The organism is Bradyrhizobium sp. JR4.3 (assembly GCF_040547695.1).
Lineage (GTDB): Bacteria > Pseudomonadota > Alphaproteobacteria > Rhizobiales > Xanthobacteraceae > Bradyrhizobium > Bradyrhizobium canariense.
Genome location: NZ_JBEPQF010000011.1, coordinates 96,073 through 112,848, shown reverse-complemented (window position 1 = coordinate 112,848; position 16,776 = coordinate 96,073). Strand labels below are relative to the sequence as shown.

At 64.0% G+C, this 16,776-nt stretch carries 17 protein-coding genes; 6 read left to right on the top strand and 11 right to left on the bottom strand.

Annotation, left to right across the window (positions count from 1 at the left end):
* Nucleotide 1: 1 nt before the first annotated feature.
* The 6 genes from ABIB91_RS19315 to ytfQ all read right to left on the bottom strand — a co-directional run bounded on the left by ABIB91_RS19315 (nucleotide 2) and on the right by ytfQ (nucleotide 6,298).
* Complete coding sequence (locus ABIB91_RS19315; protein WP_219680948.1) at nucleotides 2-928, bottom strand: Gfo/Idh/MocA family protein; 927 nt, start codon at nucleotides 926-928, stop codon at nucleotides 2-4.
* The gene (locus ABIB91_RS19310) at nucleotides 925-1,704 is read right to left on the bottom strand and encodes a FadR/GntR family transcriptional regulator (protein ID WP_219680947.1); all 780 of its coding nucleotides are present in this window, start codon (nucleotides 1,702-1,704) and stop codon (nucleotides 925-927) included. The genes ABIB91_RS19315 and ABIB91_RS19310 overlap by 4 nt, the downstream gene beginning before the upstream one ends.
* Entirely contained in the window at nucleotides 1,701-2,681 is a 981-nt protein-coding gene (gene yjfF, locus ABIB91_RS19305) for a galactofuranose ABC transporter, permease protein YjfF (protein WP_007593246.1), read from the bottom strand. The genes ABIB91_RS19310 and yjfF overlap by 4 nt, the downstream gene beginning before the upstream one ends.
* Nucleotides 2,678-3,670, bottom strand: a complete 993-nt coding sequence (locus ABIB91_RS19300) for an ABC transporter permease (RefSeq protein ID WP_007593247.1) — start codon at nucleotides 3,668-3,670, stop codon at nucleotides 2,678-2,680. The genes yjfF and ABIB91_RS19300 overlap by 4 nt, the downstream gene beginning before the upstream one ends.
* Nucleotides 3,667-5,211: a sugar ABC transporter ATP-binding protein gene (locus ABIB91_RS19295; protein WP_354164498.1), complete on the bottom strand. Its 1,545-nt coding sequence runs from the start codon at nucleotides 5,209-5,211 to the stop codon at nucleotides 3,667-3,669. The genes ABIB91_RS19300 and ABIB91_RS19295 overlap by 4 nt, the downstream gene beginning before the upstream one ends.
* A 121-nt stretch (nucleotides 5,212-5,332) precedes the next feature.
* Nucleotides 5,333-6,298 carry a galactofuranose ABC transporter, galactofuranose-binding protein YtfQ gene (gene ytfQ / locus ABIB91_RS19290; RefSeq protein ID WP_354164495.1) on the bottom strand — a complete coding sequence of 322 codons (966 nt, stop codon included), beginning with the start codon at nucleotides 6,296-6,298 and terminating at the stop codon, nucleotides 5,333-5,335.
* Between the two features lie 162 nt (nucleotides 6,299-6,460).
* Here ytfQ and ABIB91_RS19285 point away from each other — a divergent pair, with 162 nt between their 5' ends.
* Entirely contained in the window at nucleotides 6,461-6,634 is a 174-nt protein-coding gene (locus ABIB91_RS19285) for a hypothetical protein (protein WP_354164492.1), read from the top strand.
* Between the two features lie 46 nt (nucleotides 6,635-6,680).
* Here the strand turns inward: ABIB91_RS19285 and ABIB91_RS19280 are convergent, their stop codons facing one another.
* From ABIB91_RS19280 to ABIB91_RS19260, 5 genes are all read right to left on the bottom strand, one after another.
* Complete coding sequence (locus ABIB91_RS19280) at nucleotides 6,681-7,853, bottom strand: fumarylacetoacetate hydrolase family protein (RefSeq protein WP_007593250.1); 1,173 nt, start codon at nucleotides 7,851-7,853, stop codon at nucleotides 6,681-6,683.
* A gap of 111 nt (nucleotides 7,854-7,964) precedes the next feature.
* Nucleotides 7,965-8,942, bottom strand: a complete 978-nt coding sequence (locus ABIB91_RS19275; RefSeq protein WP_007593251.1) for a HEAT repeat domain-containing protein — start codon at nucleotides 8,940-8,942, stop codon at nucleotides 7,965-7,967.
* Between the two features lie 2 nt (nucleotides 8,943-8,944).
* Entirely contained in the window at nucleotides 8,945-9,178 is a 234-nt protein-coding gene (locus tag ABIB91_RS19270; protein WP_007593252.1) for a 4Fe-4S dicluster domain-containing protein, read from the bottom strand.
* A 26-nt stretch (nucleotides 9,179-9,204) separates the two neighbouring features.
* On the bottom strand, nucleotides 9,205-10,947 hold the full coding sequence (locus ABIB91_RS19265) for a fumarate reductase/succinate dehydrogenase flavoprotein subunit (protein WP_354164487.1): 1,743 nt from the start codon (nucleotides 10,945-10,947) through the stop codon (nucleotides 9,205-9,207).
* 104 nt (nucleotides 10,948-11,051) lie between these two features.
* Nucleotides 11,052-11,825 (bottom strand): ferredoxin--NADP reductase, encoded by a 774-nt coding sequence (locus tag ABIB91_RS19260; RefSeq protein ID WP_007593254.1) that lies wholly within the window; start codon nucleotides 11,823-11,825, stop codon nucleotides 11,052-11,054.
* Between the two features lie 208 nt (nucleotides 11,826-12,033).
* On the opposite strand from ABIB91_RS19260, the gene ABIB91_RS19255 reads away from it, so the two are divergent.
* The 5 genes from ABIB91_RS19255 to ABIB91_RS19235 all read left to right on the top strand — a co-directional run bounded on the left by ABIB91_RS19255 (nucleotide 12,034) and on the right by ABIB91_RS19235 (nucleotide 16,664).
* A complete protein-coding gene (locus ABIB91_RS19255) occupies nucleotides 12,034-12,330 on the top strand; it encodes a gamma-butyrobetaine hydroxylase-like domain-containing protein (protein WP_007593255.1) in 297 nt (98 codons plus the stop codon).
* Nucleotides 12,331-12,526: 196 nt separating this feature from the next.
* A complete protein-coding gene (locus ABIB91_RS19250; RefSeq protein WP_007593261.1) occupies nucleotides 12,527-13,303 on the top strand; it encodes a Crp/Fnr family transcriptional regulator in 777 nt (258 codons plus the stop codon).
* Nucleotides 13,304-13,468: 165 nt separating this feature from the next.
* Complete coding sequence (locus ABIB91_RS19245; protein ID WP_354164483.1) at nucleotides 13,469-14,890, top strand: ABC transporter substrate-binding protein; 1,422 nt, start codon at nucleotides 13,469-13,471, stop codon at nucleotides 14,888-14,890.
* On the top strand, nucleotides 14,887-15,795 hold the full coding sequence (locus ABIB91_RS19240; protein ID WP_088940900.1) for an ABC transporter permease: 909 nt from the start codon (nucleotides 14,887-14,889) through the stop codon (nucleotides 15,793-15,795). Before ABIB91_RS19245 ends, ABIB91_RS19240 begins: the two co-directional genes overlap by 4 nt.
* Nucleotides 15,792-16,664, top strand: coding sequence for an ABC transporter ATP-binding protein (locus ABIB91_RS19235; protein ID WP_007593264.1), 873 nt, complete (start codon nucleotides 15,792-15,794; stop codon nucleotides 16,662-16,664). The genes ABIB91_RS19240 and ABIB91_RS19235 overlap by 4 nt, the downstream gene beginning before the upstream one ends.
* Nucleotides 16,665-16,776: the final 112 nt, after the last annotated feature.

Sequence of the window (16,776 nt, the reverse complement as noted above, 5' to 3'; positions counted from 1 at the left end):
ATCAATCCACAAACGGTTCGACGATCGTGCGCCTGCCGAGCAGGAAGGCGTCCGCGACGAGACGAAGCGGCGCCAAATCGACGTCGCTCGCGCCTGTCGCGGCGAGCGTGACGAAGCGCCGGTAAAGCTCCCGATATTCCTCATCGGGCGCCTCGGCAACGGTCTTGCCGTCGATCGCCATGATCCTGCCGCCGCGGGATAGCGTCATCCGGCCCTGGTCGGTTTCGACGAGGATATCCCAGCTCTGCGGCCCGGTCTGGCGGAAATCAAACTCGGCGGCCACAGGCAGGCCGTCGATGTCGGTCAGCGTCAGCTTCGCGGCGATCGGCGCCTGGCAATTGGCAGGGAAGGCGAGCTCGGCCGCGGTGACGAACACAGGTTTCGGCAGGATCCTGGTCAGGATCGACAGCGCATTGATGCCGGGATCGAACACCCCGAGCCCGCCCGGCTCCCAGATCCACGCCTGCCCGGGATGCCAGACGCGGACGTCCTCTTTCCAGTTGATGTGCACGGAATGGATGCGGCGCGCGGCGAGCCACTCGCGCGCCGGCTCGACTGCCGGCGCATGGCGCGAATGCCAGGTCGCAAACAGCGTTCGCTTGGCCTCACCGGCCATCGCGATCAGCGGATCGAGCTCGGCAACGCCGGCGCCGGGCGGCTTCTCCAGCATGACATGCTTGCCGGCCCTGAGCGCTGCGACGGCCTGGGCGCGGCGCACTTGAGGCGGCGTGCAGAGCGACACCGCGTCGATCGGCGGACCTTTTTCCAGCAGCTCCTCGATGGTCGCGAAATGCGGCAGATCCGGCAACGAGGCATTGCGGCTGGCGACGGCCGCCAGCGTCGCGCCGGGAACCGCTGCGATGGCGCCGACGTGCTGGTCCCGCGCGATCTTGCCGAAGCCGACGATGGCGATGCGAAGTTCAGTCACGATCTTTCTCCAGCTTCCGCGGACGGCAGCGCTTCGGCCGGTACGGTCTCGATCACTGTACCCTCGTGGCGGCGCATGCCGTTGTGAATGACGTAGACCATCGCCTCCGACGCAGTCGTGGCATCACCGTCCGCGATGGCATCGACGATCTTCTGATGCCAGAGCAGAACGGTGTCGCGGTCCTCCGGTTCGACCGGTGCGCTGAGCAGGAATGAGGCGCGCAACGCAGCCTCGATGACGTGCCCGATCGAGCGCATGAACAGATTTCCGGAGGCGCGCGCCACACCGACATGGAGCGCGAGGTCGGCATCGGCGAAGCCAACGGAGTCGGAGGCTTCAAGCCGCATCCGCTCCATGCAGCGACGGAGCTCGGAGAGATCCTGCTCCGACCGCTGCGCCGCCGCCAGCGCGGCCGCGCGCGGCTCAACCGCGAGGCGGATTTCGGCGAGGTCGTTGAGGAAGCGCTTGTCGATCCCGGCGTCCAGGTGCCAAGCCAGCACGTCGGCGTCGAACATGTTCCAGGCGACGCGCTCGCGCACGACGGTGCCGACCCGCGCCTTGGTTGTGAGCAGGCCCTTGGCCACCAGCGTCTTCACGCTCTCGCGCAGCACCGGTCGCGACACTCCGAACATCGCGATCATTTCGGCATCGCCAGGCAGGCGCGTTCCCTCCGCGTAGCGGCCGGCAATGATGTCGACGCCGATCGAGCGGGCCACCTCCGCGTGATTGGAGTGCGCCCGGCGCGTCGGGATGACAAGGATGCGCGAGGTGGTCATGAGACTGCTCCCGCGCGCTTTGCCACGGGCCGGCGCGCGAGCGCGACCAACCCCTGCTGCAAGGCGATGAAGGCGAACAGCAGCACCCCGGTCGCGATCTTGGTCCACCAGCTCGACAGCGTCCCGTCGAAATTAATGTAGGTCTGGATCATGCCCTGGATCAGCACCCCGAGGAAGGTGCCGATCACAGAGCCCTGCCCGCCCGTGAGCAGCGTGCCGCCGATCACGACGGCCGCTATGCTGTCGAGCTCGACGCCAACCGCGGACAGCGAGTAGCCGGCGCTGGTGTAGAAGGAGAAGACGATGCCGGCGATGCCGGCGAGCAGGCTCGACAGCATGTAGATCTTCACCGTCATCCTGCCGACGGCGACACCCATCAGGCTCGCGGTCGCCCGGCTGCCGCCGAGCGCATAAACATTGGCGCCGAACCGGGTGAGCTGCAGCAGCAATGCGCCGCCGATCACGATCGTAAGCATGATGATCGCGACCGCCGTCAGCCGTCCACCGCCGGGTACTCGCAGTGCGAAGTCCGACACGGTGGAATAGACCGGTGCTGTGATCGGCACCGATTCCGTCGAGAGCAGGAAGCTGGCACCCCGGGCCAAGAACATGCCGGCGAGCGTCACGATGAAAGGCGGCAAATCGAAGACATGGATCACCGCGCCCATCGCCGCTCCGAAGGCGGCCGAGAGCGCGAGGATGGCGACGAAGGCGACCAGGGGCGGCATTCCCCAGCGCTCGATCGCCAGCGCGACGAACACCGTGGTGAAGCCGATCACCGAGCCGACCGAGAGATCGATGCCGCCGGAAATGATGACGAAGGTCATGCCCGTCGCGACGATGCCGAGGAAGGCGTTGTCGGTCAGGAGATTGCCGACAACGCGGGTGGAGGCGATGTTGGGAAACTGCATCGCGCAAAGCGCGAATCCCGCGACGAGCACGATCGCCGTGATGAGGACGGGCGGCAGGCCTTTCATGCCTTGGTCCCCCGCAGCCGCGTCACGATTCCGGCAAAGCCGGACAGCTTCGGCGATTGCAGCAGCAGCACGGCGAGCACCACCATCGCCTTGACCAGCAAATTGAACTCCGGCGGATAGCCCGACAGCAGAATGCCGGTGTTCATGGTCTGGATGATCAGCGCGCCGAGTACGGCCAGCACGAGACTGAAGCGGCCGCCGAACAGCGAGGTGCCGCCGATCACCACCGCGAGGATGGCGTCGAGCTCGAGCCAGAGGCCGGCATTGTTGGCATCCGCGCCCATGATGTCGGCCGCCGCGATGACACCGGCAAGCGCAGCGCAAACGCCGCACCAGACATAGACCGCCAAAATCATCGCGCGCGTGCCGACGCCGGCAAGCTCGCTCGCCCGCGCATTGCCGCCGGTTGCCTCGATCAGTAACCCAAGTGCCGAGCCTCGCACCACCGCGCCGGTGAGCATCAACATGCCAAGCGCAATCGCGACTGGCACCGGCACGCCGAGGATGGAGCCGTTGCCGAGCCAGACCAGATCGGGCGAGGAGAAGGTCACGATGCGGCCTTCGGTAATGAGCTGAGCGATGCCGCGTCCCGCCACCATCAGGATCAGGGTCGCCACGATCGGCTGCATGCCGAGCACCGCGACGAGAAATCCGTTCCACAATCCGCAGATCAGGCCCGCGCCGAGCGCAGCCGCCAGCACCACGGCCAGACTGTGGTTGTCGGCGAGGCTCGCCGCGATCGCGCCCGAGATCGCCATGACCGCGCCGACCGACAGATCGATGCCGCGCGTCGCGATCACCAGGACCATGCCGAGCGAGAGCAGCGCCACCGGCGTGCCGCGATTGAGCACGTCGATCAGGCTGCCGAACAGACGTCCATCCTGGAGGCGCAGATCGAAGAATTGCGGCGACACCACACGATCGACCGCGAGGATGACGATCAATGCGAGGATCTGGGCAAGGCCGCGGCGCGGCAGCAGCGCTGTCATGTGTGAGCCTCAAGCGCAACGGCGACGCTATCGGCGGCAATGGCCGCGAGAATGTTGCCGACGTCGATCGCCTCGCCCGCGAGTTCCTCGACATGAGCGCGGTCGCGCAGCACCACCACGCGATCGGAATAGGTCACGATCTCGTCGAGCTCGGAGGAAATCACGAGCAGCGCAAGCCCGTCGTCGCAGAGCTCGCGTATCAGGCGGATGATCTCGGCATGCGCGCCGACGTCGATGCCGCGGGTCGGCTCGTCCAGCACGAGGAGCCGCGGGAAGGTCGCAAGCCACCGTGCCAGCAGGACCTTCTGCTGATTGCCGCCGGACAGCAGGCCGACGGGACGCTCCGGATCGGGCGGGCGAATGTCGAGCATCTTGACGTAACGGCTTGCGATCTCGTCCTGCTCGCGTCGCGACAGCGGCCGATGCAGACCGCGCTTGGCCTGGAGCGCGAGCACGATGTTCTCGCGCACGGTGAGCTCGGCGACGATGCCGTCAGTCTTGCGCTCCTCAGGGCAATAGCCAAAGCCGTGGCGCACGCCGTCGCGCGGCGAGTGAAGCCGGACAGGCGCGCCTTCCACCCTCGCCTGCCCGCGATCGGCGCGCTCGGCGCCGAACACCAGCCGCGCCGTCTCGGTCCGGCCCGAGCCGAGCAGGCCGGCGAGACCGACCACCTCGCCATGGCGCAGCTCGAGATTGAACGGCGCGACATAGCCTGATTTGCCATAGCTCTCGAAGCTCGCGCAGACTTCGCGGGCCTGATGCTCGCGCGTCGCGGCCCGCGCGCTGGTGGTCTCGGCCAGCTCGCGGCCGAGCATCATCCGGATCAGCTCGAGTCGCGACAGCGACGCGGTCTCGCGCTCGCCGACCAGGCGACCATTTCGCAAAACCGTGATGCGATCGGAGATCTCGTAGACCTGGTCGAGGAAATGGCTGACGAAGACGATGCCAATGCCGCGCTTGGCAAGCTGACGCATGATGCGAAAGAGGATCTCGACCTCATGGCGGTCGAGGCTCGCGGTCGGCTCGTCCAGGATCAGCACACGCGCCGAGAGATCGACAGCGCGCGCGATTGCGGTGACATGCTGGATCGCCACCGAATAATTGCCAAGCGGCGCTGATACGTCGATGTCGAGGCCGAAATCCGCGAGCAGCGCCTTGGCGCGGCGGCGCATCTCGCCTTCGCGCACCATGCCGAAACGCATCGGCTGCCGGTCGAGGAACAGGTTCTGCGCCACCGAGAGGTTCGGCAGCAGATTGACCTCCTGGTAGACGGTGGCGATGCCGGCCTGAAGCGCCGCCTTGGCCGAGCGCGGCGCGACCTCTTCGCCGCCGAGCCTGACGATGCCAGCATCGCGCGGGAACACGCCGGTGATCACCTTGATCAACGTGGACTTGCCGGCGCCGTTCTCGCCAAGCAACGCATGAATCTCGCCAGCGCGCAGCGTGAAGTCGACTTGCTGCAACGCGCGTACCGCACCAAAACTCTTGCTGATCCCGCGCGCCTCCAGCAGGGAAGCCGCGGAATCCGGGCTGTTCTCCATGACAAATTCACTCCCAGCGGCGCCCGCCGACGATGCGGACACGGAGCCTGTTCGTTCGCGCAGCGGTTTCGAGCGGGATCGCCGGACTGCCGAAACACGGCCGTCCGGCGACTTCCTCGCCTCAGTAACCGAGGCCCTTCTTGCTGTCGTAGATCTTCTGCGGATCATCGGCGGCCGTATAAAGCTTCGACTCGGTCTGGATCCATTTCGGCGGCACCGTGCCCTTGCCCTTGAAGGCCGCGATGGCATCGAGCGCGGGGCCCGCCATGTTCGGCGTCAGTTCGACCGTGGCATTGGCTTCGCCGGCGGCCATGGCCTTGAAGATGTCAGGGACCGCATCGATCGAGACAGTGAGGATCTCCTTGCCCGGCTTGAGGCCAGCTTCCTTCATCGCCTGGATCGCGCCGACCATCATGTCGTCATTATGCGCGTAGATCGCGCAGATCGACTTGCCGCCGCCTTCGGCCTTGATGAAGCTTTCCATCACTTCCTTGCCCTTGGCGCGGGTGAAGTCGCCGGTCTGGCTGCGCACCACCTTCAGGTTCGCGTGTTTGGCGATGGCGGTGTCAAAACCCTTCTTGCGGTTGGCGGCGACGCTGGCGCCGACCGTGCCCTGCAGTTCGACGATGTTGCAGGCCTTGGCCCCGACGGTCTTCGCCAGCCAGTCGCCGGCGACCTCGCCTTCATGCACGCTGTCTGAGGTCACGGCGGTGAGATAGAGCTCCTTGCCGGAGGGATCGATGTCGCGGTCGAGCAGCACGACCGGGATCTTGGCCTCCTTGGCTTCCTTCAGCACCGAGTCCCAGCCGGTCGAGACGACGGGCGCGAGGAAGATCGCATCGACATTCTGCGCGATGAAGGAGCGGATCGCCTTGATCTGGTTCTCCTGCTTCTGCTGCGCGTCGGCGATCTTGAGATTGACCTTGCGCTTGGTGGCTTCCTGCTTGGAGACCGAGGTCTCGGCCGCGCGCCAACCGGATTCCGATCCGATCTGCGAGAAGCCGATGGTGAGCTCGGCGGCATTCGCCGGCAGCGCGAGCAGCAACGCGGCAGTGGCGCTGGCCGCAAAGAGGGCTTTGAGGATCATCAGGCGTATCTCCCAAAATGTTATCCGGGGCGCCGATTGGTAGCATCGCACCCACAGGCCGACCTTTGAGGCGGCGGGAGGGACTATTTCACGGAAGCTTGGTTCCGACTAGTCATATTATCTGACTATTTGGTCGGGAGGTGACATTCGGCAGGAGAGTCATTGTACGACACGCCCAGCGCGATTTTGTTCCGCGGATGCAACGGGAAGATGAAAGAAATGATGCGGCTTGGCCAGCGCCACATCGTCATGGGCGGGCTTGTCGCGGCTATCCACGTCCTTGCCATGCGGGACAAAGAACGTGGATGCCCGGAACAACATGACGACCTTCTCTGATTTCGATGTGCAATCGCCCGCTGTCGGCCGGGCAACATGCCGACCGCTAGATCAGCTTCCGCTGCGCCAGATTCTTCATCAGCGCGCCGATGCCGAAGGTCCAGGGCTCGCACTCGTCGCTGGTCCGCATGCGGTTGACGAGTTTGCCGAGCTGGGGCGCCGAGATCGTGACGATGTCGTCGCGTTTGTGGGTGAACCCCTGCCCCGGCGCGTCGCGATCCTTAACCGGTGCGAACATGGTCCCGAGGAATAGCACGAAGCCATCAGGATATTGATGCACCTTGCCGATGGTCTGCTCGACCAGATCGGTCGGATCGCGGCTGATCATGCTGATCGAGGAATGGCCGTCGAGGACGAAACCGTCCTGCCCCTTCACGTTCAGGCTGATGTCGAGCTTGCGGGCGTCATCGAGGGTAAAGCTGTCGTCGAACAGGCGCAGCAGCGGACCGATCGAACACGACGCGTTGTTGTCTTTGGCTTTCGACAACAACAGCGCCGAACGGCCCTCAAAGTCGCGCAGATTGACGTCGTTGCCGAGCGCGCCGCCGACGATCTTGCCGCGGCTCGAGACGAACAGCACCAGCTCCGGCTCGGGGTTGTTCCAGGTCGATTTCGGATGCAGCCCCGCATCCATGCCGGTGCCGACCGACGACAAGGTCGGCGCCTTGGTGAAGACCTCGGCATCGGGGCCAATGCCGACCTCGAGATACTGGCTCCAGGCGTTCTGGTCGATCAGCACCTGCTTCAGGTGCATCGCCTGGTCCGAGCCCGGCTTGAGCTTCGACAGATCGTCGCCGATCAGCCGCGTCACCTCTTGCCGGATCGCTTCGGCCGAGGCCGGATTGCCTTTCGCCCGCTCCTCGATCACGCGCTCCAGCATCGAGATGGCGAAGGTCACACCGGCCGCCTTCAGCGTCTGGAGATCGACCGGCGCGAGCAGCCACGGCTTTTTCGGATCGCGCTGATCGGGCGGCGTGTTGCGGACGATGGCCTCGATATCGCCGATGCGCTCGCCCTTGGTCGTGGCAAGCGCCTTCGCCGGATCGTCCTCCTCGCAGAGCGTGCTGACGGTCGGGAACGTTGCGGTGACGTCGAACACACCATCGCCGCGCACGGCGACCACGGCCGGGCCATTCGCCTGCGGCAGCCAGACGCGGCCGACAAGCGTTCCCCGCGTGCCGTCCTCGGGAAGAAGGTCCTTTACCGTCAATGTCGTCATGGGCGTATCCTCGCTCTTTTCGGATCGGCCGCGCTCGCGGAGGCCGATCACATTGGCGAAGACCAATAAACGTCTGGGACGGGAAGTCCAGCGCGGCAGCCCGCCGCGCTCCTATGCCCCCGCGCGCGCTTTCCGGGCCGCGATCTGCTGAAGCGCCCAGCGCGCGTTCTTGCGCACCTCGGGATCTGGATCGTTGGCGATGACGGCAAGGAACGCCTCGCCGTCGTGGTGGGCGATTTCGCCGAGCGCAGCAGCGGCTTCCTTCCGCAAATTCGCCTGCTCATGGTTGACGCAATTGCCGATCGGGCGAACCGCGTGCTCGATCTTCATCCGGCCAAGGCTGCGGATTGCCTTCAGCCGCACCTGCCAGAACTCGTCACTGAGCGAAGCGATGAGCTGGTCGGCGGCGATCGAGCCGTTGACGTTGAGGCCCAGCGTTTCTGCGGCCATCTCCCGCACCATCCAGTCCGAATCCTTCAACGCGCGCGTGATCATCTCAGCCGCGGGCTTCATCTGCGAGAAGGCGAGCGCGCTGACGGCGGCACGGCGCACATGCGCGTCGGGATCGTTGATCAGCGCGGTCAGCGCCGGGATTGATTCCTCCAGCTTGAGGAACCCGATCACGCCGATCGCTTGCACCCGCACGGCGGCGTCGGAATCCTGGAGCGCTTCCAGCGCCGGCTTCAGCGTATCCTTGCAGCGCAGCTCCTTCAGCGCGCGCAACGCGCCCATGCGGACGAAGGCGTGGGCGTGCTTGACCAGCGGCAGGATGATTTCGGCGCAGGCAGGATCCTTGAACTCGGCCATGCTGTCGGCCGCGGCGGACGCAACGATTCTCTCAGGATCGACCAGCAGCTTCACCAGCGCGCTGGCAGCCTCCGGCCCGTCGAACTCGCCAAGCGCCATCGCGACCTGCTGGCGGACGCCGGCATCGGGATCGGCGACCATTTTGGCGAGATGGCCGACTGCTGCGGGATCGCCGGAATGGCCGAGCGCGATGATGGCGACGCGGCGCTCCCCTGGATCGGCGGCCTGGAGCCGCTCGTCGGCATCTTCGAGATCGTCGTAGGATTCGAACGGGCTCGACATGACTACCTCAGCAGATAGGGAATGTTGACGGTGACAGCGCCGGTCGGGCAATCCGCCTCGCAGGGCATGCAGTACCAGCATTCGTCATAGGCCATATAGGCCTTGTTGGTCATATCGCTGATACGCAGCACGTCCAGCGGACAGACGTCGACGCACACCGTGCAGCCCTTGTCCGCGATGCATTTGGCGTCGTCGACGACCACCGGAACCGATGTCTGATAGGAAGCGAGAGGCATCGTATGTCTCCTGTTACTTTGGCGGGTCAGGCTGTCGCGCGGATGCGCTGCTTGTCGTAGAGATCCTTCTCATCGTCGGCGATCGGCACGATATAGGGCTCCACGGCACGCTTCTCGCTGGTCATCTTGCCGTCCTGCTTGCTGAGCAGCGTGTGGCAGAACCAGTTCTCATTGTCCTTCTCCGGGAAATCCGTGCGCCAGTGATAAAGGCCCCAGCGGCTTTCCTCGCGGTAGAGCGAGGCATGCACAGCCATGTCCGCGCAGTCCATGATCGACTGGACTTCGAGCGCGCGGAGCAGCTCGTGCGCATTGCGCGCGATCATGCGCTCCTGCATGTCTTCCCTCGCGTCAGCGAGCCGGCGCATGCCGAGTTCGTATTTGCGCGTGACTTTCGGCGGCTGGAGATAGTCATTGACGAGACGCCTGGTCTTGTACTCGATCTGGTTCGGCGGAATGCCGTCCTCGCGTTTGGTCGGCGCCATGACGCGGTCACGTTCGCTGGCGACATCGGCCGCGTCGAATTCCGCGAAGTCGTGATTGTCAGCGAATTCCATCGCGTCGAGGCCGGCGACCGAACCGTTGGTGAAGGCGCCGAGCATGTAATTGTGCGGCACGCTGGCCATGTCGCCGGCGGCATAGAGGCCCGGGACGGTGGTGCGCGCGTTGTCGTCGACGAACACGCCCGACGCACTGTGACCGGAGCAGAAGCCGATCTCGGAGATATGCATCTCGATCGACTCGCTGCGGTAGTCGACCCCGCGCCCCTGCTGGAACAGGCCGCGTGTGGGACGCTCGACCTTGTGCAGCGTCGATTCGATCTCCGAGATGGTGTCGGGGTGAAGATGCTTGAGCTGGAGAAACACCGGGCCCTTGCCAGACAGCAGCTCGTTGTAGAATTCCAGCATCATCTGACCCGACCAGTAATCGCATTCGATGAAGCGCGATCCCTCGTTGTTGGCGGTGAAGGCGCCGAAGGGACCGGCGACGTAGGCGCAGGCCGGGCCGTTATAGTCCTTGATCAGCGGATTGATCTGATAGCATTCGAGGTTCGCCAGAGCCGCACCGGCATGATAGGCCATGGAATAGCCGTCGCCGGAATTGGCTGCGTTCTCGTAGGTACCAAACATGTAGCCGGAGGTCGGCAGACCGAGCCGGCCGGCGGCGCCCATGCACAGGATGACGGCCTTGGCCTTGATCACCAGCATCTCGGCGGTACGAGTATTAACGCTGATCGCGCCGGCAATGCGCCCGTCGGCGGATTTGAGCAGCCGCGTCGCCATGTAGCGGTTGGAGATCAGGATGCGGGCGCGACGGAGCTGGCGATACAGCGCCTTCTTCACGGTCTCGCCGTTCGGCATCGGCAGCACGTAGGTGCCGATGTGGTGCACCTTCTTGACGGCGTAGTCGCCGTTCTCGTTCTTCAGAAAGCGGATGCCGAAACTGTCGAGTTCCTCGATGATCGAGTAGCAGTTCTGCGCGTATTTGTAGACCGCCTTCTGATCGACGATGCCGTCATTGGCGATGGTGATTTCCTTGGTGTACTGCTCCGGCGTTGCGTATCCGGGAATGACGGCGTTGTTCAAGCCGTCCATGCCCATCGAGATCGCTCCGGAGCGCTTGACGTTGGCCTTTTCGAGCAGGACGACATTGGCCTTCGGATTCTTCAGCTTCGCCTTCAGTGCCGCCATCGGGCCGGCCGTGCCGCCGCCGATCACCAGCACGTCGCAGGAAACCTCCGAAAGTCCATCGACGATCTGATCTAGTGACATCGCTTGCTCCTGGTTCGCCGGCAGGTCCGGCGCCTTTGCATCAGATTTGTTCAGCAGGCGTCCCGGCGATAGCAATTAGTTGTCGCCGGGCTGCGATTTGCGCCTCAGCGCTCGACAAAGGCCTTTTCGATCACGAAATGACCGGGCCGGCTGTGATTGCCCTCGACAAAGTCGCGTGCGGACAACATCGCGGGAAGTTCCTCCAGCATCGCCGGGCTGCCGCACAGCATGATGCGGTCGGTCTCGATATCGAGGCCTGATAGACCGATGTCGTCGAAGAGCTGGTTCGACGCGATCAGGTCGGAGATGCGGCCGCGATTCCTGAACGGCTCGCGGGTAACGGTCGGGTAGTAGACGAGCTTGTCCCGGATCAGCGGCCCGAAGAACTCGTGATCGCGCAGGCCTTCTACCAGGTGCTCGCCATAGGAGAGCTCGGAGACCTGGCGGCAGCCATGGGCGAGCACGATGGTCTCGTAATTCTCGTAGACGTCGGGGTCCTTGATCAGGCTGGCGAACGGCGCGAGCCCCGTGCCGGTCGAGAGCAGCAACAGGCGCTTGCCGGGAAGGAGGTTGCCGGTGATCAGCGTGCCCGTGGCCTTGCGGCCGACCAGGATGACGTCTCCCTCCCTGATCTTCTGAAGGCGCGAGGTCAGCGGACCGTCCTGCACCTTGATCGAGAAGAACTCGAGCGCCTCCTCGTGATTGGCGCTCGCCATGCTGTAGGCCCGCAGCAACGGCTTGCCCTCGACTTCCAGCCCGATCATCGCGAACTGGCCGTTCTGGAAGCGGAAGCCCGGATCGCGCGTCGCGGTGAAGCTGAACAGGCTATCGGTCCAGTGCCTGACCGACAGGACCGTTTCCTTCTGAAATGCGCTCATTGTCTCTCCTGACCTCGATTGCGCACAAGGTTTCGGAGAGACGGGAATCCGGCAACGCCGAACTGAAATTCCCGGTCGATTAGTTTCACATTTCGTGGGCGATGATCGAACAGCAGGCAGCGAAGATCAGCGCCTCGCACCTGAGCCTGGCAATTAGTTGCTATCGCAGCAGCGCTGCGGCAACGTAGAGAAGGGTCGGAGACACGTCATGACCTTGGTGGCACCGATCGTGGCAGATTACGAAGCAAGCGCCGACCTCGCGACGCTCCGCGTTCGCACCGCTCAGGACGACACGCTGGACTTGCCGGCGGAAACGCTCCGCCTCTCCTGCAAATGCGCCCACTGCACCCGCGCCCGCTTCGACGGCCGCTTCCCCGAGCGGTTTCCAGGCATCGCGATCACCGAAATCGGCGATCTCGGTTACGGGCTGAACATCTCGTTTTCGGATGGGCATAATCGGGGGATTTACCCGAAGCCGTATTTGCTGAGCCTGGCGGGACGGTAGACGCAACAGGTCGTCCTCCAAACTCCGCTGTCATTCCCCGCGAAGGCGGGGAATCCAGTACGCCGCGGCTTCTCGATAACCCATTGACGTCTCTGGAATACTGGATCGCCCGGTCAAGCCGGGCGATGACAGCGGAGTGAATCTGGCACGGACATTGCTCCTCTTTAGAACGGTTTGAACGTTCCGGAGGCAGATAATGTTGCAGGCGGCGGCGAATGCGGTTCGGGGGGCCGGTCCCCCGGCAGTCCGGCCTGCCGGCGGTTCCTCGCTGCTGCTCACCGAGAACCAGCAATGGATCGGCGGACCGCCGCCGTTGATGGACAAGCTCAGCCAGCGCGAGCGGGAGCTGGTGCTGAAGCAGGGCCGCCGAAAAGTGCTCAACCGTGGCCAGACGCTGTTCAGCCAGGGTGGCAAGCATGACGGTATCTGGCTGATCGAAAGCGGCCGTATCCGGGTCTTCTACACCTCGCCGCTCGGCCGCGAGATCACGCTGGCCTATTGGCATGTCGGCAATTTCGTCGGCGGGCCGGAAGTGTTCGAAGGCACCGTGCATCAATGGTCCGGCGTTGCATCCAGCAATTGCAGCGTGGTGCATCTGCCCGGAAAGGAGTTGCGATCGCTTGCGGTCGAGATTCCGAACCTCGCGATCGGCCTGATCGAAGGCCTGACCTTCAAGGGCAAGTGCTATTCGGCGCTGGCCCAGATGCTGGGAACGCGCTCGATCACACAGCGCCTTGCGCATCTGTTGCTGCATCTCGTCGACCTCTATGGCGTCGATGACGCCGACGGCCGGGTGATCGCGGCCGCCTTCACCCATGCCGATATCGCCCACATGGTCGGCGCCACCAGGCAATGGGTCACGATCAGCCTGAAGCGCATGCAGGAGAAGGGAATCGTGCTGACCAAGCGCTCCCAGATCGTGGTCTGCCGGCCCGACGTGCTGGAAGAGATGCGAGGGCAAGCGTCGGACTAGGGCCGGTGCCCACCCAAGCGGCTTTATAGTGCAGGACTGCCCAAGGACTATGCAATCAACTTTTCCCGGCAACTAATCGACTGTGGCGCTCATTCCGGATTTGCCCTGCCCACGCCCTCACCCAATCATGGCAACCACAGCACATCCAACCGAATGAGGATGAGAATGGTCCGCCATCTTCCCACGCTCTCGATCGCGATGTCGGTGACGTCGCTGGCGCTTCTCCTCGCGCAGCCGGCCGCGGCGGAAACCGTTACGCTCGGCATCGGAACGCAGGACACCACGACCAACACGGTGACCGCCGGCGTCGTCATCCGCCAGCTCCATCTCCTCGAAAAATATCTGCCGAAGGACGGCAAATACGCCAACATCAAGTTCGAGCTGGAGTGGCAGAACTTCACGTCCGGTCCGCCCGTCACCAATGCGATGATGGCGAACAAGCTGCAGATCGGCATGATGGGCGACTATCCGCTGATCGTGAACGGCTTCACTTTCGACAGCAATCCGGAGAGCAAGAGCCGACTGATCGGCATCGCCGCCTACAGCCTGTCGGGCTCCGGCAACGGCATCGTCGTTCACAAGGATTCGCCCTACTACGATCTCGCAGACCTCAAGGGGAAGCTCGTGAGCGTGCCGTTCGGCTCCGCCGCGCACGGCATGGTGCTGAAGGCGATGCAGGACCGCGGCTACGCGTCGGATTTCTTCCAGCTGGTCAGCCAAAGCCCGGAGGTCGGCTCGACCAATCTCCAGGAGAAGAAGATCGACGCGCATGCCGACTTCGTTCCGTTCGCCGAGTTGCTGCCGTTCCGCGGTTTCGCGCGAAAGATCTTTGACGGCGTCGAGACTAATCTGCCGACCTTCCACGGCATCGTGGTCCGCACCGATTTCGCCGAGAAATATCCCGAGGTCGTCGTCGCATATTTCAAGGCGCTGATCGCCGCCAATCAGTGGCTGCGCGACGATCCCAAGCTCGCCGCCGAGAAAATCCAGGAATGGACCGGCATCAACAAGGAGGTCGTCTACATCTTCCTCGGCCCCAGCGGCAACATGACCACTGATCCCTCGATCAAGCCGGCGCTGATCGACGCCGCGACGGCCGACGTCAAGGTGCTGCAGAACCTCGGCCGGATGAAGGAGTTCGACCCGAAGAAATGGGTCGACGACAGCTACATCCGCAAAGCCTATTCCGAGATGAAGCTCGACTACGACGCGCGGCTCGCCAGCACCAGCAATTACGAGATCTCCGGCGAAGATTCCTTCTGCAAGAAACCGATCTCCGATCCGCGCAAAGCCGGCGAGGTCTGGGTCGACGAAGCCGGCATCATGCCTTTCTCGTCAACCGGCTGCACGCTCGCCGCCTATGCCGACTACAAGGCAAAGGGCAAGAAGATCAACGTCGCTTACGTCTTCGATACCACCCGCGGCATCAAGCTGTTCGCCGACCAGGCTTTCTTCGCGGTCGGCAATGGCCAGGTTGTGCCGTTCCTGTTGAAGAAGGACGCCGAAGCCTATGCCGCCAAGATCAGCGGCAAGGTGCTCGGCTTCGACGAGGCCGTGAAGGCGGCGGTCGGCGGGGGCAAGACGTGAGCAGTCCCGCCCTCCTCAGACATCCCGAGGACAGTATGCCGGCAAGTGCCATCGCGGAGGCAAGCGCCATGCCCGCCTCCACTCCACCCGCATCACCGCCTTCCTTCGGCACGCTCGCGTTGCGCTGGTACCGGCTCAACCGGGGCGGGCTGCGCGCGACCGCGATCGGCATCATCTCGCTGCTCGCCTTCCTGCTGGTCTGGCACCTGCTGACGACCTACCGCGTCGTGTTCTTCGTGCGCTTCACCAACGTGCCCTCGCCACTCGCGGTCTATGCGAGCTTCACCAAGGCGATCCACGATCCGAAATTCCTGCTGCACGTTCTCTTGAGCTGCCGGCGCATCTTCTTTGGCTTCTCGCTCGCGGCCATCGTCGCGGTGCCGCTCGGCCTGATCATGGGCCGCTTCAAGCTGGTCCACGAGATTATCTTCCCCGTGGCGGAGGTGCTGCGGCCGATCCCGGCGATCGCCTGGGTGCCGATGGCGATCATGCTGTGGCCTACCAACGAGCAGAGCATCGTCTACATCACCTTCCTCGGCTCGTTCTTCCCGATCCTGGTCAACACGCTGCACGGCATGTCGCTTGTCGACCCCGTGCTGGTGCGCGCCGCGCAATGTCTCGGCGCGCGGGAACGCTCGATCTTCCGCGACGTGTATTTCCCGGCCTCGCTCCCGCACATCTTCACCGGCCTCACCGTCGGCATGGGGGTGGCCTGGGTGTCGCTGATCGCCGCCGAGATGATCTCGGGGCAGTACGGCATCGGCTATTTCACCTGGGAGGCCTATTCGCTGGTCCAGTATGCCGACATCGCGCTCGGCATGATCGCGATCGGCGTGCTCGGCCTCGGATCGAGCATGCTGATCCGGGGGGCCGGACAATTGGTGATGCCGTGGAGGTCAAGATGAGTGAGATCGTCGTCAAGGCACCGCAGGGGCATATCGAGGTCAGGAATTTCTCCCTCAGCTACGACAGCATCGAAGGACCGGTACAGGCCGTCACCGATACGCAGATTCATGTGAAGCCTGGCGAGTTCGTCTCGATCGTCGGGCCCTCCGGCTGCGGAAAGTCGACGCTGCTTAACGCGGTCGCCGGCTTCCTCAAGCCGACCACGGGCATCGTCACCGTCGACGGCGAGAGGGTGAACGGTCCGAGCGCCGAGCGTGGCATGGTGTTCCAGCAATATTCGCTGTTTCCCTGGAAGACGGTGCGAGAGAATGTCGAGTTCGGCCTGAAGATGCGCGGCATGCCGCGCTCGCAGCGCGAGCGCGCCGCGCGCACGCTGCTGGGCCTCGCGGGCCTCGAAGCCTTCGAAAAGCATTACCCCGAGAAACTCTCAGGTGGCATGAAACAGCGCGTCGGCATCGTGCGCGCGCTCGCGACAGGACCCAAAGTGCTGCTGCTGGACGAGCCCTTCGGCGCGCTCGATGCGCAGACCCGCGTCATCATGCAGCAGATCCTCACCAACATGTGGCAGCGGCTGAAGATCTCGGTGCTGTTCGTCACCCACGACATCGACGAGGCGATCTTCCTGTCCGACCGCGTCTACTGCATGACCGCGCGCCCCGGCTCGATCAAGGCGGAGATTCCGATCCCGCTGGAGCGGCCGCGGCAGCAGTCGATGATGATGTCGTCGGAATTCCTGGCATTGCGCCGCGGACTGATGTCGCTGATCCGCGAGGAGAGCATCAAAGCGATGGGCGGCGAGCTCAACGACATGGGCATGCAGGGGCTGAACATCGAGCTGCACGGGCATTCGCTCGCGGACGTGATTTGATCTTACCTCGCCCCGCTTGCGGGAAGCCAGTTTCGTAGGGTGGGCAAAGCGAAGCGTGCCCACCATCGTTCTCCATGAGAGAAATGGTGGGCACGGCGCTTTCGCGCCTTTG